This window comes from Brevundimonas sp. P7753 (assembly GCF_013386595.1).
GTDB classification, from domain to species: Bacteria; Pseudomonadota; Alphaproteobacteria; order Caulobacterales; family Caulobacteraceae; genus Brevundimonas; species Brevundimonas bullata.
In genome coordinates this window covers 1-22200 of sequence record NZ_JACARP010000023.1, presented here as the reverse complement: position 1 = coordinate 22200, position 22200 = coordinate 1, and the positions used below count along the sequence as shown (strand labels likewise).

The following is a 22200-nucleotide window of genomic DNA, read 5'->3' as shown; positions in this document are numbered from 1 at the left end:
AGGCACGCTTGAGACTGCGCGGTTCAGCGGCGGCTTACGGAAGGCGCATCGGGTCGAAGCACGACGCCGGAGATGAGGGGGAAGGATGCAAGCCGCGGTTCACGGGGCCAAATCGGAGCTGAGCTATCTCACGGATCTCGGCCGCGCCTTCGGCGGAGCCCTGCTGTTCAGTCTGCCCCTCCTGATGACGATGGAGATGTGGGCTCTGGGCGTGTCCGCGCCCCCTTTGCGACGCCTCGCCTTTGTGCTCGGGGCGCTGCCGGTGCTTTACGGTCTCGCACATTACGCGGGCTTTTCGGCGCGCAGGGGTCTGATGAACAATACCCTGGACACCCTGGTCGCGCTCGCCGTCGGCTACGTGACCTCGGCCGCGCTCCTGGCTCTGTTCAATGTCCTTGATTACGCTTCCCTGACGTCGGCGACCGGACAGATATCCCTTCAGGCGGCGCCGGCGGCTCTGGGCGCCCTGGCGGCCCGCCGCCAGCTTTCCGGCGACGGCGAAGAGGGGGACGAGGACGAGGCCTCCTACCCGGGCGAGCTCTTTCTCATGCTGGCGGGCGCGCTCTATTTCGCCATGAATCTCGCGCCGACCGAGGAAATGCGACTGATCGCCTATCTGACCACGCCGTTGGGCGCTCTGGGGCTGATGGTCGTCTCCATGGTCCTCTTGCATGTCATCGTCTTCGAAGCAGGCTTTGCGGGCCAGGAAGAGAAGGAAACGCCGCTTCGCGCCTTCCTGCACTTCACCCTGCCGGGCTACGCCCTCTGTCTGGCGGCGAGCTTCGCCATGCTGTGGGCCTTCGCCGCTGTCGATGGGCATGGGGCGGGGGCGATCATGGCTAATGTGGTCGTGCTGGCTTTCCCGGCGGCTCTGGGGGCCGCGGCGGCCCGGCTTCTGGTATGAGGATGATGACCAGGATGAAGAGCCGCAGAAAATCCGACGAGGGAGCGCCGTCCCGGTTGCAGGGCTTGTGCGCCCTCCTGGGTCTCGTCGTCACCCTGGCCGCAATCGTGGTGCTGTCCCGCTCCGCATTCGCTCATCAATCGCCGCCGGATCTTTCTGTCAGACCGGAGGCCCCTCGGCCCGTCGCATCGGGTTGGGCTGTGGAGGTCAGGGTGCTCAACAAGGGCGACATGACGGCGGCCGCTGTCGAGATAGAAGGCGAAGCCGAAGGGGAGCGGGCGCGGGCCAGCCTGGACTATGTGCCGGGGCGCGGCGAAAAGCGGGCGACCCTGGTGTTTTCCTCCAATGCGAAACCTCAGGCGCGCGTCCGGGTCATGGGATGGAGCGATCCCTGAGCCATGGGAGACGCCAGCGGCCTGCCTGATTCACTGCAACTGGCGGGTCCGAAGCCCTGAGCTTTTCATCGGCCCGCATCTCTTGCCGGACTGGGCTGGACGGCTCCCGGACGGGGCGCAGACGGGCGTTGCGGGGCAGGTCAGCGATCGGTTTCGCTTCTGCCCCGCGCGTGCCGTGCGCTCGACGCTTCAGCGCCGCACCTTGGCCCGGGTCTCGAGTTCGCCGACGCGCCGTTCCAGATAGGTCCGGTCATCCGCCGACGGAGCAAGGCGTTCGTAAGCCGCAGCGAGTCGGTCAAGGTCGCCGTGCTCGATGCGCAGCTGCGTCTGGGCGGCGGCGGAAAGACCCGAATAAGGCAGGCCCCGAAGCACGGCGTCAAGACGACTGCTCGGCGTCTGAGCCGTTGTCCCGCTCCCATATCCCACGTCGCCGACGCGGGCGTCGAGGGCGTCCAGCCGGGAGTCGAGATCCTCGCGTTCGCGAACCGTGATCTGGCCGTCGCGCAGATATCCCGCTTCGACCTGGATCAGGGCGGCGTAGTCGCCCTTGAGCCGCGACCCTTCCGTACGACTCAGGCGACGCGTCGACACAGCCGTATCGACCCGTCGGTCAAAGTCCGCCTTGCCGGCGACGACCGAAGCGACCTCCGACGAAGAGTCGGCATAGCGGCCGTCTGCGAGCACGCGGGTCAGGGCTTCGTAGCGGCTGGCCAGGTCCGCGCGTTCTTCCGCTGTAAAGCGACGATCAGATCCGTAGCGGGTCTCGAGATCCACAAGCGCCGCATAATCGCTCTTGAGCCGGGTTCCGGTCATTTGATTGATCGCGCCGGAGCGGACGTCGGAATCAATACGAGCGGTGAACTGGTTGCGTTGGGTCAGGAGCGGCGTGCGTCCCGCCGCCCATTGGGCTTCGATCGACGTCGTAACGCCCAATCGGTCGCCGAAAAGCGCGCCAAGAATGGCCCCGATCCTTTCCTGCTGCTGGGAAGGCGCGTCGCCGGTGTTCTGAGCTGCTGCTGGGCAGGCGACGAGAGCGACAGCGACAGCGGCGGCGGGCAGACAGCGGATTGAGGTCATGGTTTGCTCGTCAAGGTGAAGGTTCCGCGATGAACGGCTCTGCGTGCTGTCGGTTGCTCCCGGGCCTCCGACAAGCGGGCGGGAACTTCGCAGCGCGGGGCGACCACCCGAATGAACACCCTGCTGGACCCGATCAAGGCGTCGAAGCAAGCGCCAAGCGATGCGATCCAGGGGGCGGGCGCTAGTCCCTGCAGCAGGCAAGATGTCTCCGCCATTGGAAAATCAGTCTTGCAACGACGGCGGCAACGAAGCTGCCGCGCCGTCCGGGAGAAGGGAAATCGGCCGTCTAGGCCTGCTTTTCGGCTTCGTCGCGGTAGCGCTGTGCGATCCTGTTGAATCGGTCGCGGTCGGCGGAGAAAGGCGAGAGCCGGGCCATCCTCTCAGCCTCCTGTTGAAGAGCGCGAAGGGCAGCCGGCGTGGCGGTGTTACGGGGCATGCGTCATATACTCATGAACAGGGCGGGCGGTGGTTGATGATCCCTGTCACCGCAAAGCGGCGCGAGGCGCCGGGTGTTCCTGCCGAAGATCGACTTTTGCGCGTCGTGCCATTTGCGCCGCAAGGCTGTTTTTCAGCAGAAATCCCGGGACCTCACCTTGATCGTCTCCAGAGAGAAGTCGGGAATATAGATGTCGCGGGCCTGACCTGCCCGTGGAGGCGCGCAGCGGGGATCGGGGCCGCTGGCTTTATGGGCCTCGTCGCCGCGACCGTGGGGAAGAGGGAAGGCCTGGCCTCTCTCGCCTATAGAAGCCAGCAGGTCTGAGCCGTCATGGAGCCTGGTGGCGACGATGTGGACGACCTCGCCCTCGCGCTGGACCTTGCCGTCGACGACCAGCAGGCTTGAAGAGAGGACGACACGGCGCTGGGCCTCGTAGAGGCTGGGCCAGATGACGAGATTGGCGACCCCTGTCTCGTCCTCGATAGTGATGAACATCACCCCCTTGGCGCTGCCGGGCTTCTGTCGCACCAGGACCAGGCCGGCGATCCGTGTCAGGCGGCGATCACGCATGGCCGTGCCCTCGGCGCAGGTCATGACGTGTCTCCGCTGAAGATCGCCCCGAATAAAGCTCAGGGGATGTTCGCGCAGCGTCAGGCCCAGGTGGCCGTAATCTTCCACCACCTCCCGACCGGGGGTCATCGGTTTCAGGTCAGGCGTGGCTTCGGGAACCTCCGCCAGGACGGATCCGTCCCGGGCGTCCGCTGCCGCGAAGAGGGGCAGAGGCGCTTCCCGAAGGGCCTTGATGGCCCAGAGCGCCTCGCGCCGTTCCAGCCCCAGCGACGGGCGGAAGGCGTCGGCCTCGGCCAGGCGGACCAGGCTGGCGGCGGGCGCGGCCGCGCGGCGCCAGAGATCGTCCACGGAGGCGAAGGGACGGTCCGACCGCGCCGCCGTGATGCGGGCCGCGTCGGCATTGGCCAGGCCTCGCACCATCCGCAGGCCCAGCCGCACGGCGAAACGACTGTCGCTGGTCTTTTCGAGGGTGCAGTCCCAGCGGCTGGCGTTGACACAGGCGGGGCGGATCTCGACGCCGTGCTCCCGAGCGTCGCGGACAATCTGGGCCGGGGCGTAGAAGCCCATGGGCTGGGCGTTCAGGAGGGCGGCGCAGAAGACGTCCGGGTGATGACGCTTGAGCCAGGACGAGGCATAGGCGATCAGGGCGAAGGAGGCGGCGTGGCTTTCGGGAAATCCGTAGGAGCCGAAGCCCTCAAGCTGGCTGAAGGTCTTTTCCGCGAACTCGGCCGCATAGCCGCGCTCGACCATGCCCCCCACCAACTTGTCCTTGAAGTGGCTGACCCCGCCCGTGAACTTGAACGTGGCCATGGCGCGGCGGAGCTGGTCGGCCTCGGAGGCGGTGAAGCCGGCGCATTCAATGGCGACCCTCATGGCCTGCTCCTGGAAGAGGGGGACGCCGAGGGTCTTGCCCAGCACCTTCTCCAGCTCGGGCCGGGGATAGTCCACCGCCTCGCGGCCTTCGCGACGCCGCAGATACGGATGGACCATGTCGCCCTGGATGGGACCGGGCCGGACGATGGCCACCTGGATGACCAGATCATAGAAGGTGCGCGGCTTGATCCGAGGCAGCATGGCCATCTGGGCGCGGCTTTCGATCTGGAAGACGCCCAGGGTGTCGGCCTTGCGGATCATGGCGTAGGTCAGAGGGTCCTCAGCCGGAATAGTCGCAAGGTCGAGGGCGACGCCCTTATGTTCGGCCAGGAGATCGAAGCCGCGTTTCATGCAGCTCAGCATGCCGAGGGCCAGGACGTCGACCTTCATGAACTTCAGGACATCGATGTCGTCCTTGTCCCATTCGATGACCTGGCGATCCTTCATCGCCGCCGGCTCGATGGGAACCAGGTCGTCCAGGCGGTCGTGGGTGAGAACGAAGCCGCCGGGGTGCTGGCTAAGGTGGCGCGGGAAGCCGATCAACTGACGCGACAGATCAAGGGCCAGCCGCAGACGGCGATCGGCGAGGTTGAGGTTGAGCGCTTCGACGTGCCGGTCCTCGACGCCCTCGCTGGAATAGCTCCAGACCTGGGACGACAGGCCCTTGATGATGTCTTCGGACAGTCCCAGGGCCTTTCCCACGTCGCGAAGCGCGCCCCGCGACCGGTAGCGGATGACGGTAGAGCACAGGGCGGCGTGGCGACGCCCGTAGGTCTCGAATATCCACTGGATGACGACCTCGCGACGCTCATGCTCGAAATCGACGTCGATGTCCGGAGGCTCCTTGCGCTCCTGGCTGATGAAGCGTTCGAACAGGAGGTCGTTGCGTTCAGGGTCGATAGAGGTGACGCCCAGCACATAGCAGACCGCTGAATTGGCGGCAGAGCCCCGGCCCTGGCAAAGGATGTCCTGGCTGCGGGCGAAACGAACAATGGAGTGGACCGTCAGGAAGTAGGGGGCGTATTCGAGCGTCGCAATCAGGCGCAGCTCATGCTCCAGGCTCTTCCGGACCTTTTCGGGCAGGCCATCCGGATAGCGGGTCTTCGCGCCCTCCCAGGTGAGGTGCTCTAGCGCCTGCTGGGGCGTCATTCCGGGGAGGCCGGCCTCTTCAGGGTACTGGTAGGCAAGCTCGTCGAGCGAGAAGCGGCACCGGTCGGCGATCTCCAGGGTTCGGGCCAAAGCTTCGGGCCAGGCCCGGAACAGGCGGTGCATCTCGACGGCCTGCTTCAGATGCCGGTCGGCGGAACGCTCGCGGCGAAAGCCGACGCTGTCGATGGTGCAACCTTCCCGGATGCAGGTGAGGACGTCCTGCAGGATGCGGCGGTCCGGATGGTGGTAGAGGACGTCGTTGACGACCACGGTCGCGACGCCGGTCTCAGCCGCCAGGCATGACAGCTCATGAAGGCGCATCTGGTCTCGCGGACGTCGACGCAGAGCGAGAGCGACGTGGGCGTTCTGGCCGAAGACCGCCTTCATCCGCTCGAGCCGACGGCGGGCCGCGGCGTCCGGCCGGTCGGGCGCCAGTATGGCCACCAGGCCTTCGGCATGACCGGCGAGATCCTCCCAGTCCAGCAAGCAGCGGCCCTTGCCGCCTCTCTGCTTGCCAAGGGTCAGCAGGCGGGTCAGGCGTGAATAGGCGGTCCGATCAGTCGGATAGACGAGGACCACGGCGCCGTCGGTCAGTTCCAGACTGCAGCCGACGATCAGGCGCACCCCCGTGGCCTTGGCCGCTTCATGGGCGCGAACGATCCCGGCCAGGCTGTTGCGATCCGTCACCGCCAGGGCGTCGAGGCCGCAGGCGGCCGCCTCGGCGAACAACTCCTCGCAGGCGCTGGCCCCCCTCAGAAAAGAGAAGTGGGAGGCGCACTGGAGCTCGGCGTACCTCATCCGAACCGCCCGTGGATGAACCAGGCCTGGGAGCCGGTCCGGGCGTCGAGGCCGTCGCCGGCCCGGAACAGCCAGAAGCGTTCACCGGCCTCGTCCTCGACCTGGAAATAGTCCCGGACAACCCACATCTCGGCGTCGCGCCGGCCCCACTCGCCGTAGATCCGCTCCGGGCCGTCGGCCCGCCGAATGCGTCGCCGCACGCCGCGCCACGTAAAATGGGTCGGGGGATTGTCGGGCAGGAGCGCCATGGTCTGGACCGGCTCGGGCGAAGGAAAGAGACGCACCGGCCGCGGCCAGTCCGGAGCCCAGGCGGCCAGGGAGGGGCCCGCGAGCGGGGCCGTCTTGCGGACGGATCGTTCCGGGACGTCGCTCTCTGCAGGCGTCATGCGGTAAAGGCTGCCGGCGCCGATGCGATTGGCCAGCAAATCGACCAGGCCCGAGACGTCAGGCGCCGCCACATCCGCCAGGCTGGAGGGGCTTGGCCGCCAGTCCAGGGGTTCGGCGATCGAGGCCGTCAGCGTCATCCGCTCAATGCCGAAGCCGGGCGAGACGGTCTCGATCTTGTCCTGCAGCAGTCGAGTCAGGCGTCGACGGTCCCGCACAGGCCGGGCCGTACCGACGCGGACGGCCTCAATGCGATGATCGACACGATAACAGAGCCAGTCGAGGCGGCGTGCGCCCAGGCCCTGTCGTTCCAGCTGCGCGCAAAGCGCGTCTGTCAGGAGACCGACGTAGCGCGCCAGGGTCTCGGGCGCGCCTATGGGGTCGGCGAAGACCTGCTCCACCCGGGGCTGTTCGGTCTCGATGACGGGAATGATGGGTTCGAAGGTCCGGCCAAAGGCCTGGTCCAGGCGCTTGCCGGCCTCGGGCCCGAAGCGGAGCGTCAGGGGGCCGCGGGGCTGGCGTTCCAGATCCAGGATGGTCTCGAAGCCCATGCGGCCCAAGGACTGGATGAGGTCCGGCGAAAGGCGCAGGGCGGCAAGGGGCAGGTTGGACAGAGACTGGCCGATCTCGCCCGCGCCTATGACGGCGGGGCCGCCATGACGCGCCGCGGCATGGGCGGCGCCGTAGGTCGGGGCGACGGCCGCCCTGGCGCGGACGCCGGCTTCCTCCAGGCGCGTTTCCAGGTCGACCAGGAGTTTCTCCTCTCCACCCCGGAGATGGGCGGCGCCCGTGACGTCGATGGCGAGACCGTCAGGCGCATCCGCCGCGCAGACCGGGGCGTAGCGGCGCATGGCCCAAAGGGCGAGCCGCTCAAGCGCGGCTGCGTCTTCAGCGGGAGCGGCGTCAAAGGGCTTCAGGCCGGGGACGAGGGCATGGGCCTGGGCCGAGGCCATGCCAGGGCGCAGACCCAGGGCCCGGGCGGCTGGATTGCAGGCCGTAAGAATACGTCGGCGGCGATCCCGCCCGACAAGAACGGTCGGCGTTTCAGGCGGCGGTGCGGCGGACCCCAGCCGCCGGCGCAGCCGATCGATCGGCCAGTTCGGGAGGTAGAGCGAGACGACCCTTTTCATCACAGGCTTCCAGAGAGAAATCGGCGCAGTCGCCGGAGCGACAGCGGAGGAGTTCGACGAACCATCGCGGGCGGCCGACGCCGGGCGCGGGGAGGGGCGAGGAGGGCTGGGCGGTCACCCGCCATCGGGTCACCGCCGCTGTCGGTTGACCGAAGTCGGCGGCCTCGCTCGCGCGCCGCCAGCGTCGCACGGCGATGGCGGTGACCCCCGAGCCTTCGGCGGCGAGCTGGAGGCGACGCGAGGCGGTCATGGAGAGGCGGGCGGTCTCGGCGACAACGGCGGCCAGACCGCCGTGGCGCAGGCCTTCCTCGAAACAGGCCATCAGGCTCTTCTCGTCGCCGGTCTCCAGATAGAGGACCCGGTCCGGGTCGAGCCCGACCTGCTGCAGCGCCGGGGCGAAGAGATCAGGCCGGGTCAGGCACCAGAGCACCTGACCCGGGAGGCGGGCGGCTATGCCGGCCGCGAAGAGGGCGGCGATCGCGCCGTCCACCGCCCCGTCGCCGCCGCCGGCCACCTCGTGCAGGGCGCCGAGGGCCAGCCCGCCCTGGGGCAGGGCGGCGTCGACGATAGGGACGCCGAAGGGCAGGACGCCGGCGCGGGACCGACCGGATGTCTCCAGGCTTTCAATGCGGGCGCGCAAGGTTGCGAGCTCGGCGACAGGCCGGACGTGCATGACGGGGCCTCCTTTCCGAGGTCTATAATGTTCCTGTTATGTTCTGGTTCTCATTCCGGGACGGAGTCAATCAGGAGAAAGGCTTATCCCCGGACGAATCATGGAATCCTTTTGTCGCCTGCCGCATTCACTTGAGGAGGAGAGCCCATGATCGAAGCTGCACAGCATCGCTATTTCGCCTATGCCGAGGGCGTGGGACGGGCCCACGGACATGTCATCGAGGCGCCGAGCTTCGAGGCCGCCGCCGTCGGCTACACGGAAATCTATGCGCCGCCCGTGGACGCCGACGACGAGATCCGGGTCTTCGTGGCGGAGATGGAGGGGGGGCAGGAACACTGCTTCGTCATCGACCTCGGCGACGGTCAGGCCGAGCCTTGCGGCTGACGCTGACCGGTCTACGAGCCTGAAATCGGACGGAGCGAATTCGTCGGGACGGTGTTGAATCCGAGGTGGCGGGCCTGATGTCCGCCAGGAGTTCGGATCATGGCCTTTCGCCCCACATGGCAGGGACACCTGCGTCTGTCTCTCGTGACCTGTCCGGTCTCCCTCTATACGGCCACCAATTCCGGAGGGGAGGTTCATTTCAACCTCATCAATCCGGAGACCAATAACCGTATCCGCATGGTGACGACGGATCCCGACACCGGGCCCGTGGAGCGGTCTTCCCTGGTCAAGGGCTATGCCGTCGCCAAGGACGAATACATCCTGCTCACCGACGAGGAGATCAGGTCGGTCAAGCTCGAGAGCACCAAGACCATCGACATCGAGCGGTTTGTCCCCGCCGACGAGATTGATCGGATCTACTGGGACAACCCCTATTATCTCGCTCCCGCCGGAGCCATCGCCGAGGAAGCTTTCGGCGTCATCCGCGAGGCCATGCGGTCGGAAGGCAAGATCGCCCTGGGCCGGGTGGTGCTTTCAACGCGCGAGCGCCTTCTGGCTCTGGAGCCGCGCGACCAAGGCATTCTGGCCTATTCCCTGCGCACCCGAGGGGAGGTGCGCGACACAAGGGATGTTTTTGGCGCCATTTCGGACAAGCAGCCCGATCCGGCCATGATCGACATCGCCCGGCGCATCATCGAGCAGCAGGCCGGACCCTTTGATCCGGACCAGTTCGTAGATCGCTACGAAGAGGCGCTCAAGGCCCTGATCGCGGCCAAGCAGAAGGGCCAGAAGCCGGTGCGCTCGGTCGAGCCGGAAGACACCAATGTCGTGGACCTCATGGCCGCCCTTCGCGCCAGTCTCCAAGGGGCGGCTCCGCGGACCAAGGGACGTGGACGCACCTCCAAGTCGCCCGCGCCGGCCAAGACGTCTCGAGCCTCGCCGCGCCGTCGCGCCGGTTGAGGGACGATAGCCCCCATCCCGTTACGCCGGACGGGCGGTATTTCGTCGTGCGGGGGCGCCTGTGGCGATGTTCCAACCCGTCCCTCGCTCCAGAGGCGCGCGAGCGCCTCGTAAATGACCTGATGCGCGCCCGCAGGGCGGTGCGGGACGCCCTGCGAGCAAGGGATGAACAGGCCCTGCTTCTCGCTCGCAGAGAGGTGGAGGCGGCCAAGGTTTTACTGGGCGAAAGGGGGCCGCCGTGGTGGAGCGACGGCGCGCCTGACGTCGATCGCCGCCTGGCGCGCAATACCGCCTATGCGGCCTGGTTCGCCGGCCAGGAAGAAGAATGAGGGGGCGCGGCTTCAAGCCGCCTCGGCCCGTGGCGTCGGGTCTTGCGGGAGGACCAGTGGGTCCTGGGGGAAGCCCAGAGCAGGATTGCTCAGCACCTGGATGAAGCGTTCACCCTGATAGAGGCAGATGGTGTCGAAGCCGACCCATTCGGCGGCCACAGCGGACAAGGCCTGCATGGCCGAGGCGTCGTCGCGTACGTCCAGCACCCTGATTTCACGCGCCGGAACGCCGGGCATGTTAACAATGCAAAAGTATGAATTCACGCCACTTGACCTCGATTTGGCGCATCAAGCGATCCCGCCGGCTCGGGGTTCCGCTAAATCGCATGCCGGGCGCCCTTACGGAGCGTTTGGTCGGGACCGCCGGCGCGCCCTCTTGAGCCGCCGCGACTAGGCCTGGGCGGCGTCCGCCGACCTGGTCAAAGGCTCAGACTGTTCGGCCGCCCGGCTCAGCGCCGCGTACAGGCGGTCCGGCTGTATGGGTTTGCCGACGAAATCATCCATCCCCGCCGCCGCATATTCTTCCTGCTGGTGCTGCAAGGCGTTGGCCGTGAGGGCGATGATCGGCGTTCGCCGGCGGCCGCCGAAGGCTTCCTCCGACCGGATGGCGCGGGTCGCGGCGAGGCCGTCCATCACAGGCATCTGCACGTCCATCAGGATGACGTCCCAGTTCTGCTCGCGCCAGGCCTCTACCGCTTCCTGGCCGTTCTCGACGAAGCGGCAGTGGACGCCGGTCGGTTCGAGCAGAAGTTCCAGGACTTTGCGATTGGTGGGGTGATCCTCGGCGGCAAGAACCCATAGCGGTGCGCCCTCGAGGTCTCGGGCCGCCGGCTCATGGGGCGGGGTCTCAGCGAGATCGGCATGACCGGTCTTCAGCGGCAGGAGGACGAGGAACTCCATGCCGCCGCTCGGGGCCCGACGAACCTGGATCTCCCCCTCCATCAGGGAGGTGAGATCCGCGCACAGGGCGAGTCCGAGTCCCGTGCCGCCATGGCGACGGGTGGAGGATTCGTCGAGCTGGACGAATTTCTGGAAGAGACGATCCATCTGGGCGGGATCTATGCCCGGACCGGTATCGACGACGGCGAGCCGAAGCCCCGCCAAGGCTGCCGATCCGCTGGAGCCGCCTGCGGGGGCCGCGCTTACGACCAGGCCTCCCGTACTCGTGAACTTGACCGCGTTCGAGACCAGATTGGAAAGGATCTGACGAATGCGCGCCTCGTCGCCGATCCAGGTCCGGGCCAGGCCGGGTGCGATCTCGAGGCCGATCGTCAATCCCTTGGCGGCGGCCGCTGGTTCGAAGAGGCGGGTGACGCCCTCGAGCATCGGGCGGAGAGCGAAGGGACGGGCGTCGATCGTCAGCTTGCCGGCCTCGATCTTGGAGAGGTCCAGCATGTCGTTGAGCAGGACGCGGAGGGCTTCGCCGGAATCGACCAGCAGGAGACTTTGCTCCTTTTCGCGAGGGGGCAGGTCGGCCTGGGACAGGGCGCGCGCCATGCCGATCACCCCATTGAGGGGCGTCCGGATCTCGTGGCTCATATTGGCGATGAAATCACTCTTGGCGCGGCTGGCCGCTTCGGCCAGACGACGCGCGGCGACGGCCGTCGCCTCGGCTGTCCGGCGCTGGGCAAGGGCGGCGGACAGGCCGCGTACAGCCGCGACCGTAGCCGCCGCCAGCAGCAGGCCGGCGACCAGAAGCTGCAGGGCAGGCAGGGGCTGGTCGTACCGGATGCGCATGAAGACGGGCAGGGCCGCAAGCGCGCACAGATGAGGACCCAGCGTCACTGCCGTGATCGTCCGGGAACCGGCGGTCACCATGAGGCCGTTGATCAGGGCGCCGGACAGCAAAAGAGCGGCGCAGACCAGGCCCTGGGTCTCCAGGGTCATGGCCTGGCGCAGGGCGAAGACGGCGAAGAGGAGGTTGCTGGAGAGGACCAGGCTGACCCCGATCGGAGCGAGCCGGCGCCTCAGCCGCGGCGAAGCGGTCCAGACCGCTGTCACGAACCTTTCCCCTGCCTGGACCAGGACATAGGCGACGGTCCAGGTCAGGGCGAAGCGCAGACCGACCATGGGCCAGAAGGCCAGGGCGATAAGCAGGCTGAAACCTATGCGCGTGCGCCACTGCCCGGCCCGCTGCCTGAGCGCCTCCCCGATCCGCCGCCTCTTCTTGGGGGTCATGACCGTCTCTCCCTTTTGCGCGATCCTGAGACCGCCTTCGTCAACAAAGCCTCAAGGCCTCTCAGGGTCCCGGAATGTGCGCCTGTTCTCTCCAGCGGTGATCGGGAGGGAGGAGGAGGGAGCGAGGGGGCGCTCCAAACCGGAGCGGCTATGAGGACTGTCAGATGACCATCGGACCCCATGCCGGCGACGCCGGGAAACCTCATCCCGGCGGCCACGCGTAACGCCAGGCGATCACAAGCGCCCGGTCGGACCCTCCGCCGAGGAACTAACCGCCAGCGCGCGCAGGCGTTCGAACTGACATTCGGTGACATCAAACGCCGCGTCTGTGCCATGCTTCCGTAAGGGGCTGAGCGCGGTGGTGGCCGGAGACGCTTCGGGGACAACGCCCAGGTGGGAAGCCAGACGCGCCGACGCCTTTGTGGTCGCCCGCAAGAACCGCCGCTCAAAAAAAGGCCGGGCTCAACCCGATCCTGCGTCCAATGCCGTCACTGGCGCAGATTTTAGCGCGAGCCCGGGCGCAAGAAAAACAACGCCGCTCTCGGCGTCCTTGGTTTGACGCACCGCGCTGTGGTCGCCAATGCAGCTTGACCACAGGGCGACTTCAGCCGCCCTGGAGGGTTAAATCAGCGGGCTCCGCCTCGTGCCTGCGAGGGGGCTGGATTGGGTCTCTTAGGTTCGTCGCGAACGTTCGAAATCCGATGCGGTTCTCTGTGTCGGGAATGCAGCTTTGCGGACCCTGCCGTTTTGCAATGAGGCCTGAGAGACGGGGGTTGGGCGGAATTGTCGACCCTTCAGCGGAACCCTGAACCGGAGCGCAGCTTCTTTTCCGGACAGTCTCCTTGAAAGGAAATCACATGACGAGAGCCATCTACGCCCTAGCGGCGGCAGCGCTGCTGCTGACAGCCTGCAGCGACAATTCGGCGGACGAGGGCAGGGTCGAAGGCCCGGTGGTTTCTGAATCCGATGCGCCGCGGAATCCGGCGGTCGACATGTCCTCGAACCCCGCCGACGCGAGCCTCACGCCCGGCGCCAACTCCTTCACCGAAGCCCAGGCGCGCTCGGCTATCGAGAAGCAGGGTTACACGGCTGTTGGACCCCTGAGCCAGGACTCTTCGGGAATCTGGACGGCGGTCGCCACCAAGGACGGGGCGGAGAGCCAGGTCTCCGTCGATTACAAGGGGGTCGTCAGCGCCGCCCCTTCGACTCGCTAGAATCACTTCAGTTTCAAGGAAATGCACATGGCTACGGTCACTCGATTATTCGACACGCACACCCAGGCGCTTGAGGCTGTTTCCGCCTTGGAAGCCGCCGGCTTTGATCATCACAAGATCAGCCTGATTTCGAACAACGCAGACAACTGGCACGAGGGTCATCGTCACGCAGACGACCGCAAGCTTGGGGATCTGAACGGAGACGGTGAGAACGATATCGCTGAAGGCGCCGGCAAGGGCGCCGCGACGGGCGGCGTTCTAGGCGCGGGCGCCGGAGTGCTCGCTGGCCTCGGCATGTTGGCGATCCCCGGACTTGGCCCCGTTGTGGCGGCCGGTTGGCTTGCTTCGACCGCGGTGGCGGCGGTGGCGGGCGCTGCTGTCGGCGGAACGGCCGGGGGGTTGCTCGGAGCGTTGAAGGAAGCGGGGCATTCCGACGAAGAAGCCCATGTCTATGCCGAGGGCGTTCGTCGTGGCGGCACGCTGGTGAGCGTGAAGGCGGACGAATCCGAGCGGGAGCGTATTGAAACCATCCTGAACGATCGTCGGGGCTTCGATTCTCAGGCGCGCGTCGGGGCCTACCGTGAAGGCGGCTGGTCCGCCTTCGACCCCGCCGCTCAGCCCTGGACGACCGATCAGATCGAACAGGAACGGGCTCGATATCGCTAATCGCCGTAACCGCGAGAATGCTATCGGGATGATCTGATAGAGTGGTGATGCGCTTTTTGAAGATCTCTCGGCCCTCCGTCGCAAGACGGAGGGCCTTTTTTCTTACGAAGTCAGGGAGCAGGGGACGGCGTTGATGCGCGGGCGGCTGGAGATCCCGACTTCGCGACACCGGCAAGAAACTGCGGCGTGTGCACCTTGGAGGGCGACTGGGGCCGTGCGGCTTTCGGTTTCGTGGGGGCAGCGGCCAGGGTCATCAGGTCCAGGCCCCTGGGCAAGCTTGGTCAGAGTGAAAAGGAAGGGCGGACGGGGGCGCGCCGATCGGGAGCGCATTGACCAGGAGCCCGCCATGTCGTCCCATTCCGCTTCAACGCCCCGCCCGTCGGCCTTGCCCAAGCCTGCGGCAGACGCCGATCTCGACCTTCTCGCCTCGATCCTGGGGCGATCCCTGTCTCCGGCCGCCGGCCGGGCTGCAGCGGCGAACCTGATTCAAGCCTTCGGCGGCTTGGCCGAGGTCGCCGCCGCAGACGAGGTCGCCTTGCATCGTCAGGGTCTTGCGGCCGGAGCGGTCGCCGATCTAGCGAGGGCGCGACGCCTGGCGGTCGCCATGGCGAGGGCGGAGGCCTGCCGCCGGCCGGTCCTGTCGTCGTGGAGCGCCCTGACGTCCTATCTTCGCGCCAGTCTGGCGCATGCGCCACGCGAACAGTTCCGGGTCCTCTACCTCGACCGGCGCAACATCCTGATGAAGGACGAATGGCGCGCGGACGGGACGACCTCCCACGCTCCAGTCTATCCCAGAGAAGTGGTTCGCCGGGCGCTGGAGCTTTCCGCTTCGGCTCTGATCCTGGCTCACAACCACCCTTCGGGGGATCCCGATCCGTCGCGCTCGGACATCGACATGACGCGTCGGGTCGTGGAGGCCGCGCGCGTGTTCGACATCCAGGTCCATGACCATGTGATCGTCGGCCGGGAGGGCACGGCGAGCTTCCGGGCTCTGGGCCTGATGTGAGGCCGCCATGGCCGGCGCCCGAATCCGACCGCTGAGCCTCCGCGACATCGTCGCCGCCCTGGGCGGCGACCTCCATCATGGCGGCGGGAGGGCCAATGTGCCGGCGCCGGGCCACAGTCCTGCGGACCGCTCCGTCTCCCTCCTGCTCGACGGCGACCGGCTCGTGATCCATGGATTCGGCTCGGCGGACTGGCGCGCCGTGCGCGCCCATCTTCAGGGCCTGAATCTGATCGACGCCCGAGGCCGTCTGGCCGGCGTGACGGGGACGACCGCCGGAGCGGCGCCCGTCGCGCCGTCGCGCCCGCCGCCTCGTGCCCGGATCGCCGTCGCCCACTCGCTCTGGGCTGAGGCCATCCCGCTCGTCGAAGGCGATCTCGGCTACCGTCATTTCCGGCATCGCGGTCTTTGTCTTCGGTCGGCGCCCCATGATTTGCGCCGCCATCCGGCCGCGCCGGTGTCCGTGTTTCGCCAGGCGGGCCCGACCTGTCCGGCCCTGATCGCGGCGATCCGCACGCCCGCCGGCGCGATCAGCGCCGTGGAGATCGTCTATCTCGATCCGGACGGGCGCGCGGCGCGTCGCCTTCGCCTGCCGCGCAAGACAGTCGGGTCAGCGCCTTCCGGCGTGGCTGTGCGCCTTAGCCCGACGGCGGCGGAAATGGTCGTGGGCGAGGGTGTGGCGACGACGCTCTCGGCCATGGCGCGCTTCGATCTCCCCGGCTGGGCCCTGCTGTCCGCCGGAAATCTCGCCAACTGGTCTGCGCCTGAGGGGGTTCGTCGCATCCTGATCGCGGGGGACCGCGGCCTGGCAGGCGAGGCGGCGGCTGCAAGGCTGGGGTCGCGCCTTCGGGCCATGGGGACGACGGTCGAGATCCGTTTGCCGCCAGCGCCGTTTGGGGACTGGAATGAGGTCTTGGCGGCCGACAGGGAGGGGAAGGAAGGGCGCAGGAGGGCGCCGGCAAGGTGGGGATAGGCCCCGCGGACCGGCGGGAGAAGACCCATGACCCGTTCTGCTTCACAGGCCGCCGCTGCGGCGGCGCCCGCTAAGGCTTCATCCGCATCGGCGCCCGCTAGGTCGATGCGCCGCCAGGCCGTCGTGCGCCTGGGCGACCTTGACCTCGCCCCCGAGAACCTTCGCCATGGCGAGGCGCCCGATGATGACATTCCCCAGCTGGCGGACACCATCGCCGCCGCCGGTCTGCTGCAGTTTCCGACTGTCCGACCGGGGAGGAGGGACGAAGCGGCCTATATGGTCCTGGACGGACGTCGGCGGCTGCTGGCTCTGCGGCTTCTGCGCGACGGCGGCCTCATCGACGACGATCACTCCGTGGAGGTCTTCGTCGAGACCGACCGGGCGCGCCAGGCGGCGGCGGTCGTCCTGACCAACACCGCCGCCCCGGTTCACGTCGCCGACGTCATCGCCGCCATCGGCCGGATGCTGAGGGAAAGGCTGGGCGTGAAGGTCATCGCCCGCGCCCTGGGCTATGGCGAGGTCGAGATCCGCCGTCTGGCGGCCCTGTCGAAGCTTCCCGCCGTCGCCCTGGAGGCGCTGAAGGCCGGCAAGATCACCCTGCGCCAGGCCAGGTTGCTGGCGCGCTTGAAGAACAAGGCCCAGCAGGTGGAAATGGCCCAGGGCGTCCTCGACGGACATGGTCTGGCGGAGTGGCGCATCCAGGAACAGCTGGGCGAGGGCCGGATCACGGACCGGGATCCCCGCTGCGGCCTGGTCACGCCTGCGCTCTACGCGGCCGAGGGCGGGCGGACGGAGGCTGATCTGTTCGGGGAGATGCCGCCTGTCCTGCTGGATCCGGAGGCCCTGACGCGGGCCTGGCTCAAACGCGCGGCGGAGATTGCAGCGCCGTTTGAGGCGGAGGGCCTGACCGTGCACCTCGCTCCCGACGACGAGGGGATGGAGCTGCCTGAGGACCTGGAGCAGCTCTTCTACGCCTATGGCGGCCTTTCCGATGAGGCGACCCTTGTCTATCACGAGGCTCGCGACCGCACCCAAGCGGCGGCTGAGGCCGTGGCGGCGACCGAACCGGAAGCGCCCGATGCGGCCCGTGCGGGAGGTCTGGAAACCTTTGTACGGGCGCGGATCGCCCAGGATCAGGCCGGCGCAGGCCAGAGGCTGGCCACTGTTCTTGTGATGAAGCCGACGTTGCGGACCGGCGTCGAGGTCGATTGCTACGGGCCGGTTGAGGCTGAGGTCGATCCTGTCAGGTCGAGGGGCGACGAGGCCGGGGAGACTGACGTAGAGAAAACGGAGTCTCCGGGACGAGCGATGGCTCGCAGCGCCTATGCGCCGCCTCGTGCGCGGGCCCCGGCGCCCGAGGTCGACGGAGTCAGTCATGTCCTGCACGCGACCCGCACGGACATGGCGACGCGCGGTCTGATCCGCGCCCTGGCGGACGCGCCGGAGGTCGCGCTCACGGCCCTGATCGCCCGGCTGTTCGGGGCCGTGGCGATCTGGCCGTCGATCGGACGGACTGAGGCGGCCCTCGCCGTCACAGCCTCGATCTTCAACCCGACGGGGGGGCGCATCGTCGAGGCCCTGGACGGCGCGGTGCGCGAACGCCTCGATGAGCGGCGTCGCGCCTGGGAGGCGTCGGGCCTGACGATCATCGCCTGGGTCCACGCCATGGAGCTGGGCGACAGGCTGGGCCCGCTGGCGGAACTGACGGCCCTCAGCCTCGACCTGCGAGAGGACCGAACCAGCCTCGTGCGGAAGGCGGCGAGGACCGAGGCCGCCGAGATCGCCGACCTCTGCGACGCGGACATTGCCCGTTGGTGGACCCCGGACGGCGCCTATCTGCGGCCCCATTCCCGGGAGCAACTTCTGACCATGCTAGAGGCCATGGGGGCGGAGACCGAGGCACCGGCTCGCATGAGGAAGGGCGACCTCGTCGCCTGGACGGAGGACCAGGCGAAGGCGCGGACCTGGGCGCCGGCCTGCCTGTCATGGAGGCTGGCGCTGGAGGACGCGGACGAAGCGCCTGACGAGGGCGGCCGACGCTGACGATCCGGAGACTGGCGGCGAAGCTGATGACCGAGAGGGGACATGGGGCGTCGGCGTCTTCGTTGTGACGGCGGCCGGGGAGGCGGCCCTGGTTGACGGCGCCCAGGGCGCGGCGGCGACCGACGCGGCCTGACCGGAAAGCCGGTTTCGTCGGGACGCGTCCGGCGGAACCGGTCCGGAGGGAGGAAGGGATCCGGAGGGCGAGGCGGAACGAGGGAGAAGGTCTTCCCGGCCTCGGATCACAAGGAGACTGACATGCAGACCATGGTGTTCACCGGCCGGTTGGCGGCCGATCCCCAGATCAGCACCGACTTCGCCAAGGCGGTGTTCCGATTGCTCGAGAAGCGCGGCGTGGACGCCGGCGGCCAGGACAGAATCGTCGGCGTCAACTGCGTCAGCTGGGCGAAGGGCCTCAACGAGAAGGTCATCGCCCGAGGCCTGGCCATGGGGTGCGAGGCCTTGGTCGTGGGGGCCTTCGTCGACACGAGCTATACGGCGAGGGGCGGGACCGAACGCGCCGCCAAGGAATTGGTGGTGAACCGGCTGACGGTCCTCGACTGGTCGGGCGACCGGGCCGCGGAACCCGAAGCGGAAGGTTCGGCGGACATGGCTGACGAAACCGCAGAGACGGTCCGCACTCGCAAGCGGGGCCGCGCCGCGGCCTGAATCCTCACCCTCATATCAAGGAGACTGACCATGCAGACCCTCGTCATCGAAGGCTATCTGGCCGCCGATCCCTCCATACTCTCGGCCCAGGGTTCGGGCCGCAAACGCGCGAGCTTCCGCGTCCTGGAGACGACCCGTTATCGGCGCGCCGACGGCGAACAGGGGGAGCGGACGACCGGCTTCAACTGCGTCTGCTTTAATGAGGCGACGACGGAAAACTACATCGCCCCCTATGCCCGCAAGGGCAGCCGGGTCGTCCTCCAGGGCCATGTCGAGAATGACAGCTGGACCGGCAAGGACGGGGTCGAACACTACGACCTGCGGGTTGTGGTGGACGATATGCGGTTGAAGAACCGGCGCGACGCCCGCTCGAACCGAGAGCCGGCCGCCGGCGACGCCGGCCCCGATGCGGCGTCCGGCTATGATCTGAACGACGACATCCCCTTCTGACTGCAACCCGGTCGGAAGGCGGGCGGCATGGCCCGGCGCAGACGCGCCGGGCCATTGTCATTGCCGGTCCTGGAAAGCGGGAGGAAGGGCGGTCGGGGGCGAGCCGATCGGGCTCACTGACGATGAGCATCCCCATGACCGCCTCTATCTGGACTGAGGATCGTATTCTCCGCCTGACCGCCCTGTGGCTGGAGGGCCGGACCGCCGCCGCCATCGCGCGCGAATTCGGCCGCGGCGTCTCGCGCTGCGCCGTCCTCGGCAAGGTCTATCGCCTGGGCCTGGCCCGTGGACCCGAGGTCAGGCGGGCGCGGACTGAAGCGCCGCCCCGTGCGAAGCCGCCTCGGGACGCGGTCGATGCTTCGCCGCCCGCTGCGAGGTCGCCTGCGGCCGTGAAGGTCCGATCAAAGGTGGGGACGTCGGCGGCCTTGGGGGCTGCGCCGCCCGCGCCGACGGCCACCATACTGTCCGTAGGGTTCGGTCAGTGCCGCTGGCCCTACGGCTCCTCCGGCGAGGCGGGTTTCGGTTTGTGCGGGCGTCCGGTGACGCGCGGCGCCTTTTGCGCGGCCCATGCCGCCGTAGGCTATCAGAGGCGGCCCTGTTCGGCCGAGAGCCTGATGAGAATGGTCGGCGTCGATTGACGTCTGATGCGCGCAGGGCGACCGCGCCCGAGATGGAGGCGACGACGGCGCGGCCGTCATCGCAGTGCAGGGCGGCCGCATGTCTTCCGTGGCTATCGGCGCGACGGCGCCGAGTGGGGTCCTCGCCGGAGGGGCGAGGACATGCCCCCACACAACGACCTCCCATCCTGACACGTCACCCCGGCCGTCAACGGCTTTGCCGTTTCCCTTCGCGGCCCGCAGGGGCGGACCGCTGCGGTGACTGCCGGGGACCCCGACGTGGCCAGGAATGGGGTCGTTGCGCATGGGGCGCTTCGGCCTTTCAGAACGGGAACGATACGATGCACACTCTGAACACCGGGTCGGCCATGGCCGTCACCGCGACATCAGACTCCGCCTTCGACCTTGGCGCAGCGTTCGGCGATCAACGCCCGCAGGCCTCCGAGGAAGCCCTGGTCCAGCTTGGGCGAGCCCTCATGACCGAACTTCTGGATGTGATCGCGGACACGGCGCTGGAGGACTTCCAGACGCTCCTCGGCGAAGCCCTGATCGGCGCATTTCATTCGGCGGCCGGACGGATCGAACGGGAGGCTGATCGGGCGCGCGATACAATGCGCCGGCTCGACCGCGATTTCGATGGATCGGAGGCGGCGGACGTGGAGCTGCAGGAGGCGACCGCCAAGGCTCGAGCGAGTGACGCGGCGACGCAGGCGGCGGAGCGGATACGGGATGCGGCTGCGGACGCCTGGACGGTTTCCACCGGCGAGGTCTGGACGGCCTGGAAGGGCAGCCGCAGGGGGAGCTTCCTGACGGCGGCGCAACTGGAGGCCAAGCAAGCCATCCGGGCGGTTCGCGAGCGGAGGGCGGGCGACGCCCGCCACCGGGGCGCAGTGGTGGCCTTCCGGGGCGCGCCGTCGGCGGATGGGGCGGAGGACGCGGCGCGCATCTTCGACGCCCTGAACTGGGCCCTGGCGGAGTGGCCGGACATGGCGCTCGCCACGACCGGAGCGAAAGGCGCGGAGAAGCTGGCCATCCGATGGGCGCAGCAGAAGGGGGTGACGCTCATCCTCGCACGGGCGGATTTCGACGCCCACGGCAAGGCGGCGCCCTTCAGGGCCAACGATGATCTCATCGCGCTCGAGCCGACCTGCTGCCTTACGCTGGCACGGTCTCTGGATGAGGGGCGGTCAGTGGACGGACGTCCGTTCGGACCGGCGCTCAACCTCGGGCAGAAGGCGATGGAGTCCGGGCTGCGACACGTCGCCGTCAAGGCGCGAGCCGCCTGACAATCTGCATCCCAACAACGCCTCGCTCGGTATCACCGGACGAGTCATTTCATGGAGAGGGTGATGACCTCCGACACTTCCGACCACGACGAACCGGACCCCAGCGAATGGGAAGCCGAGCAGAACGAGATGGCGATCCGCCTTTCAGCCGCCGATCTCTGGGACGACTATTGCATCCGCAGATTGGATCCCTGCGATCCGGCCTACTGGGACGACGAACCGGACCGTCCGGCAGACTGAGTGAACGACCCGCTCGGCTTCGGCCGGGCGGGTTTTTCTTTGCTATGCGGCGGCAGCATTGGCCAAGCGAAACGCGTTGAGCGCTCCCGCCTTTGGCAGCAGAGACCCGTGATCGCATTTGATCGGGTGTCCGAAGCTTTGCTGAGGATGTCTGGAAATCTGCGAAAAGAGGCTCAGTGCCGGTGTAATCGGGCCGGCTCGCCTCTCGCCTGAAGCCTCGCCCAGACACCGCATCCCGTCCGTGGACGTTGTCGCCGTTGCGGGCGCACCGCCGCGGCCCGCTCAACGGCGGAGAGGGACGATGACGGAACACTATGCGGGCCTGGACGTGGGCGTGGCCGAGACGGCGATCTGCATCGTCGATCTGAAAGGCGAGGTGCGGCTGGAGACGACGGTGGCGACCGAGCCGGACGTCATTGCTCAGGCTCTGGCGCCGTGGCGCGCCACTCTGCGACGGGCCGGGCACGAGGCCGGGGCGCTGTCGCCGTGGCTGCAGCCAGCGCTGAAAGACCTGGGCGTGCCGGCGACCTGCCTGGAGACCCGCCATGTGCGGGCGGCGTTGGCGGCCCAGCGCAACAAGACCGACGCGACCGACGCCCTGGGGCTGGCCCACCTGATGCGCACCGGCTGGTACCGGACCGCCCATGTGAAAACCGAGGCGGCCTACCGGCTGCGGCTGCTGCTGATCCAGCGCCGCAACCTGAAGCGCAAATTCCTCGACCTGGAAAACAGCATCCGTCACTCGCTCAAGAGCTTCGGCGTCAAGCTCGCCAAGGTCGGCCGGGGCGCGTTCGACCAGGCC

At 67.9% G+C, this 22200-nt stretch carries 22 protein-coding genes; 16 read left to right on the top strand and 6 right to left on the bottom strand.

The features are described from left to right. Positions 1-85 precede the first annotated feature (85 nt). Together HX774_RS05155 and HX774_RS05150 are read left to right on the top strand one after the other, a co-directional pair. The gene (locus HX774_RS05155) at positions 86-904 is read left to right on the top strand and encodes a TIGR02587 family membrane protein (RefSeq protein WP_178824835.1); all 819 of its coding nucleotides are present in this window, start codon (positions 86-88) and stop codon (positions 902-904) included. A gap of 212 nt (positions 905-1116) precedes the next feature. Then, positions 1117-1299, top strand: coding sequence for a hypothetical protein (locus tag HX774_RS05150; RefSeq protein WP_178824833.1), 183 nt, complete (start codon positions 1117-1119; stop codon positions 1297-1299). Positions 1300-1488: 189 nt separating this feature from the next. Here the strand turns inward: HX774_RS05150 and HX774_RS05145 are convergent, their stop codons facing one another. The 4 genes from HX774_RS05145 to HX774_RS05130 all read right to left on the bottom strand — a co-directional run bounded on the left by HX774_RS05145 (position 1489) and on the right by HX774_RS05130 (position 8389). Next, positions 1489-2376: a hypothetical protein gene (locus HX774_RS05145; protein ID WP_218650284.1), complete on the bottom strand. Its 888-nt coding sequence runs from the start codon at positions 2374-2376 to the stop codon at positions 1489-1491. 568 nt (positions 2377-2944) lie between these two features. Then, a complete protein-coding gene (locus tag HX774_RS05140; protein WP_178824829.1) occupies positions 2945-6202 on the bottom strand; it encodes an error-prone DNA polymerase in 3258 nt (1085 codons plus the stop codon). After that, positions 6199-7716, bottom strand: coding sequence for a DNA polymerase Y family protein (locus tag HX774_RS05135; RefSeq protein ID WP_178824827.1), 1518 nt, complete (start codon positions 7714-7716; stop codon positions 6199-6201). The genes HX774_RS05140 and HX774_RS05135 overlap by 4 nt, the downstream gene beginning before the upstream one ends. Then, a complete protein-coding gene (locus HX774_RS05130) occupies positions 7631-8389 on the bottom strand; it encodes an ImuA family protein (RefSeq protein WP_178824825.1) in 759 nt (252 codons plus the stop codon). Before HX774_RS05130 ends, HX774_RS05135 begins: the two co-directional genes overlap by 86 nt. Before the next feature lie 147 nt (positions 8390-8536). Here HX774_RS05130 and HX774_RS05125 point away from each other — a divergent pair, with 147 nt between their 5' ends. The 3 genes from HX774_RS05125 to HX774_RS19985 all read left to right on the top strand — a co-directional run bounded on the left by HX774_RS05125 (position 8537) and on the right by HX774_RS19985 (position 10062). Continuing rightward, the gene (locus HX774_RS05125) at positions 8537-8773 is read left to right on the top strand and encodes a DUF5961 family protein (protein WP_114817667.1); all 237 of its coding nucleotides are present in this window, start codon (positions 8537-8539) and stop codon (positions 8771-8773) included. 99 nt (positions 8774-8872) lie between these two features. Beyond that, positions 8873-9733 (top strand): Ku protein, encoded by an 861-nt coding sequence (locus tag HX774_RS05120; RefSeq protein WP_178824822.1) that lies wholly within the window; start codon positions 8873-8875, stop codon positions 9731-9733. A gap of 122 nt (positions 9734-9855) precedes the next feature. After that, positions 9856-10062 (top strand): hypothetical protein, encoded by a 207-nt coding sequence (locus HX774_RS19985; RefSeq protein ID WP_255500077.1) that lies wholly within the window; start codon positions 9856-9858, stop codon positions 10060-10062. 12 nt (positions 10063-10074) lie between these two features. On the opposite strand, the gene HX774_RS05110 is transcribed toward HX774_RS19985, so the two are convergent. After that, the gene (locus tag HX774_RS05110; RefSeq protein ID WP_218650283.1) at positions 10075-10299 is read right to left on the bottom strand and encodes a hypothetical protein; all 225 of its coding nucleotides are present in this window, start codon (positions 10297-10299) and stop codon (positions 10075-10077) included. Positions 10300-10452: 153 nt separating this feature from the next. After that, positions 10453-12240: a response regulator gene (locus tag HX774_RS05105; RefSeq protein WP_178824816.1), complete on the bottom strand. Its 1788-nt coding sequence runs from the start codon at positions 12238-12240 to the stop codon at positions 10453-10455. An 857-nt stretch (positions 12241-13097) separates the two neighbouring features. On the opposite strand from HX774_RS05105, the gene HX774_RS05100 reads away from it, so the two are divergent. The 11 genes from HX774_RS05100 to HX774_RS05050 form a co-directional block, all read left to right on the top strand. Continuing rightward, a complete protein-coding gene (locus HX774_RS05100; RefSeq protein WP_178824814.1) occupies positions 13098-13454 on the top strand; it encodes a hypothetical protein in 357 nt (118 codons plus the stop codon). Positions 13455-13475: 21 nt separating this feature from the next. After that, positions 13476-14120: a hypothetical protein gene (locus HX774_RS05095; protein ID WP_255500076.1), complete on the top strand. Its 645-nt coding sequence runs from the start codon at positions 13476-13478 to the stop codon at positions 14118-14120. A gap of 346 nt (positions 14121-14466) precedes the next feature. Next, complete coding sequence (locus tag HX774_RS05090) at positions 14467-15126, top strand: RadC family protein (protein ID WP_178824812.1); 660 nt, start codon at positions 14467-14469, stop codon at positions 15124-15126. 7 nt (positions 15127-15133) lie between these two features. Beyond that, positions 15134-16096: a toprim domain-containing protein gene (locus HX774_RS05085; RefSeq protein ID WP_255500074.1), complete on the top strand. Its 963-nt coding sequence runs from the start codon at positions 15134-15136 to the stop codon at positions 16094-16096. A 27-nt stretch (positions 16097-16123) separates the two neighbouring features. Further along, complete coding sequence (locus HX774_RS05080) at positions 16124-18139, top strand: ParB N-terminal domain-containing protein (protein ID WP_178824810.1); 2016 nt, start codon at positions 16124-16126, stop codon at positions 18137-18139. Between the two features lie 255 nt (positions 18140-18394). After that, a complete protein-coding gene (locus tag HX774_RS05075; protein ID WP_255500073.1) occupies positions 18395-18805 on the top strand; it encodes a hypothetical protein in 411 nt (136 codons plus the stop codon). A gap of 30 nt (positions 18806-18835) precedes the next feature. Continuing rightward, complete coding sequence (locus tag HX774_RS05070; RefSeq protein ID WP_178824808.1) at positions 18836-19255, top strand: single-stranded DNA-binding protein; 420 nt, start codon at positions 18836-18838, stop codon at positions 19253-19255. A 134-nt stretch (positions 19256-19389) separates the two neighbouring features. Continuing rightward, positions 19390-19893: a GcrA family cell cycle regulator gene (locus HX774_RS05065; protein ID WP_178824806.1), complete on the top strand. Its 504-nt coding sequence runs from the start codon at positions 19390-19392 to the stop codon at positions 19891-19893. 320 nt (positions 19894-20213) lie between these two features. Continuing rightward, positions 20214-21158 carry a DUF2493 domain-containing protein gene (locus tag HX774_RS05060; RefSeq protein ID WP_178824804.1) on the top strand — a complete coding sequence of 315 codons (945 nt, stop codon included), beginning with the start codon at positions 20214-20216 and terminating at the stop codon, positions 21156-21158. Positions 21159-21221: 63 nt separating this feature from the next. Continuing rightward, on the top strand, positions 21222-21398 hold the full coding sequence (locus HX774_RS05055; protein WP_178824802.1) for a hypothetical protein: 177 nt from the start codon (positions 21222-21224) through the stop codon (positions 21396-21398). A 301-nt stretch (positions 21399-21699) separates the two neighbouring features. Next, on the top strand, positions 21700-22200 hold a 501-nt coding region (locus HX774_RS05050), incomplete at its 3' end, for a transposase (RefSeq protein ID WP_178824801.1).

Coding starts and splice junctions, on each gene's coding strand:
- HX774_RS05090 (WP_178824812.1), top strand. CDS start 14,467: ATGTCGTCCCATTCCGCTTCAACGCCCCGCCCGTCGGCCTTGCCCAAG.
- HX774_RS05140 (WP_178824829.1), bottom strand. CDS start 6,202: ATGAGGTACGCCGAGCTCCAGTGCGCCTCCCACTTCTCTTTTCTGAGG.
- HX774_RS05100 (WP_178824814.1), top strand. CDS start 13,098: ATGACGAGAGCCATCTACGCCCTAGCGGCGGCAGCGCTGCTGCTGACA.
- HX774_RS05120 (WP_178824822.1), top strand. CDS start 8,873: ATGGCCTTTCGCCCCACATGGCAGGGACACCTGCGTCTGTCTCTCGTG.
- HX774_RS05060 (WP_178824804.1), top strand. CDS start 20,214: ATGCACACTCTGAACACCGGGTCGGCCATGGCCGTCACCGCGACATCA.
- HX774_RS05110 (WP_218650283.1), bottom strand. CDS start 10,299: ATGCCCGGCGTTCCGGCGCGTGAAATCAGGGTGCTGGACGTACGCGAC.
- HX774_RS05135 (WP_178824827.1), bottom strand. CDS start 7,716: ATGAAAAGGGTCGTCTCGCTCTACCTCCCGAACTGGCCGATCGATCGG.
- HX774_RS05130 (WP_178824825.1), bottom strand. CDS start 8,389: ATGCACGTCCGGCCTGTCGCCGAGCTCGCAACCTTGCGCGCCCGCATT.
- HX774_RS05085 (WP_255500074.1), top strand. CDS start 15,134: ATGGCCGGCGCCCGAATCCGACCGCTGAGCCTCCGCGACATCGTCGCC.
- HX774_RS05065 (WP_178824806.1), top strand. CDS start 19,390: ATGACCGCCTCTATCTGGACTGAGGATCGTATTCTCCGCCTGACCGCC.
- HX774_RS05105 (WP_178824816.1), bottom strand. CDS start 12,240: ATGACCCCCAAGAAGAGGCGGCGGATCGGGGAGGCGCTCAGGCAGCGG.
- HX774_RS19985 (WP_255500077.1), top strand. CDS start 9,856: ATGCGCGCCCGCAGGGCGGTGCGGGACGCCCTGCGAGCAAGGGATGAA.
- HX774_RS05155 (WP_178824835.1), top strand. CDS start 86: ATGCAAGCCGCGGTTCACGGGGCCAAATCGGAGCTGAGCTATCTCACG.
- HX774_RS05055 (WP_178824802.1), top strand. CDS start 21,222: ATGACCTCCGACACTTCCGACCACGACGAACCGGACCCCAGCGAATGG.
- HX774_RS05070 (WP_178824808.1), top strand. CDS start 18,836: ATGCAGACCCTCGTCATCGAAGGCTATCTGGCCGCCGATCCCTCCATA.
- HX774_RS05125 (WP_114817667.1), top strand. CDS start 8,537: ATGATCGAAGCTGCACAGCATCGCTATTTCGCCTATGCCGAGGGCGTG.
- HX774_RS05145 (WP_218650284.1), bottom strand. CDS start 2,376: ATGACCTCAATCCGCTGTCTGCCCGCCGCCGCTGTCGCTGTCGCTCTC.
- HX774_RS05075 (WP_255500073.1), top strand. CDS start 18,395: ATGCAGACCATGGTGTTCACCGGCCGGTTGGCGGCCGATCCCCAGATC.
- HX774_RS05095 (WP_255500076.1), top strand. CDS start 13,476: ATGCACATGGCTACGGTCACTCGATTATTCGACACGCACACCCAGGCG.
- HX774_RS05080 (WP_178824810.1), top strand. CDS start 16,124: ATGACCCGTTCTGCTTCACAGGCCGCCGCTGCGGCGGCGCCCGCTAAG.